Annotated in this window: 2 protein-coding genes; both read left to right on the forward strand. The window is 45.7% G+C overall.

Going from position 1 to position 1,699, the window contains the following annotated elements; genetic code table 11:
• Positions 1 to 285: hypothetical protein (locus Q8O20_RS06390; RefSeq protein WP_305530484.1), on the forward strand; the 285-nt coding region annotated here is incomplete at its 5' end.
• Between the two features lie 31 nt (positions 286 to 316).
• Positions 317 to 1,594 carry an ISAzo13 family transposase gene (locus tag Q8O20_RS06395; RefSeq protein ID WP_304739968.1) on the forward strand — a complete coding sequence of 426 codons (1,278 nt, stop codon included), beginning with the start codon at positions 317 to 319 and terminating at the stop codon, positions 1,592 to 1,594.
• The last annotated feature ends 105 nt before the right edge of the window (positions 1,595 to 1,699 follow it).

The following is a 1,699-nucleotide window of genomic DNA, read 5'->3' on the forward strand; positions in this document are numbered from 1 at the left end:
ATTTGGGATGGACGGCGATGGGTTCAGGATAAATCTGACAAGATAAAAATGATCGCCCAAGAGGTGGTTCGGTCGATCTATTTTGAAGCCGGCCAGGCAACCGATGCGACCGAGCGGCAGGAAATATCAAAACATGCCAGGAAATCGGAATCCAGCCACAATGTCAATGCAATGATAACGCTTGCCGAAAGTGAAGTTCCTGTCCGAGCTGAAGAACTCGATCAAGATCCATGGCTGTTCAACTGTAAAAACGGAACGCTAAGGATGCGTTACAAAATAACTTGATCATTTGTCTAAGATAGTCTATGCTGTATTCATGTCAATCACATTAGAGCAAATCAAAATACGGCATGACCTGTTAGCTTCAGTTTTGGATGAAAAGCAGTATCGGTTGTACTTGGCTGCCGAAGCGAAAGCTCTTGGGCGGGGAGGCGTGTCGCAGGTAGCAAAGATGACCAGTGCCTCGCGCAATACAATATCTACAGGCATAGAGGAGTTGATACAACCGCCCGTTCCAAAACCAGTAGAGGATGTTTTTGAAGGAAAGAAGACAAGGCGCCGGACAAGAGGACGCCGCCTTCCAGTGGCTGATGATGTGCGTCAGCGACGGTGCGGTGGCGGCCGTAAGCGAACAACAGATATTGACCCCACGCTGAAATCAGATTTGGACGCTTTGATTGAGCCGTTTGCTGCTGGAGATCCCTGTTCACCACTTCGCTGGACATGCAAGAGTATTTCAGCTTTAACCTCAGAGCTGACAAATAAAGGGCACAAGACTAGCACGCGAATGGTGCATGAGTTGCTTGTTGAAATGCGCTACACCATGCAAGCAAATCGGAAAACCAAAGAAAGCGGGAGTCAACATCCAGACCGAAATGATCAGTTTCTCTTTATCAATGACAAGGTCAAACTTTTTCAAGAAGCTGACGAGCCGGTCATTTCTGTCGATACCAAGAAAAAAGAGATTGTCGGGGAGTTTTCGAATAAGGGTAGCAATTGGCGACCGGAAGGCTGTCCGGAGGAAGTGAACATGCATGACTTCCTTGATCCCGACAAGGGACGGGCCGCACCCTATGGTATTCTTGATTTGGCAAAGAATGTGGGCTTTGTCAATGTTGGGATAAGTGCCGACACATCAGCTTTTGCCGCAGAAAGTATTCGCCGTTGGTGGTTGAGCATGGGAGAAGAAAGCTATCCCAATGCCACAAGACTCTTGATAACCGCTGATGGCGGCGGGAGCAACGGATCACGTGTAAGGTTATGGAAAACAGAACTGCAGCGTTTTGCTGATGAGACCGGCCTAAAAATATCTGTCTGTCATTTTCCACCAGGAACGAGCAAGTGGAATAAGATTGAGCACAGGATGTTTTCATACATTAGCCAGAATTGGCGTGGAAGGCCGCTTGTTAGCATTGAGACTATTGTCAATCTGATTGGAGCGACGAAAACTAAGAAGGGGCTAAAAATTCAAACATCGGTAGACACCAATAAATACGCCAAAGGGATTAAAATTACAGATCAGGAAATAAAAACATTAGCTCTTGAAAGAGAAGAATTTCATGGCGAATGGAATTATACATTACACCCGCGTTAGATTGGTCATGTTATTTTGTAACGAATCCTTAGAGTTCAGACCTATTTTTCAAAGAACTATAAATTAGAGGGTGTGACTACTTGCTAAATTGCCACTAAATTGGAT

Origin of the sequence: Sulfuricurvum sp. (assembly GCF_030691015.1) — a bacterium.
In the GTDB taxonomy this organism is placed as follows: domain Bacteria; phylum Campylobacterota; class Campylobacteria; order Campylobacterales; family Sulfurimonadaceae; genus Sulfuricurvum.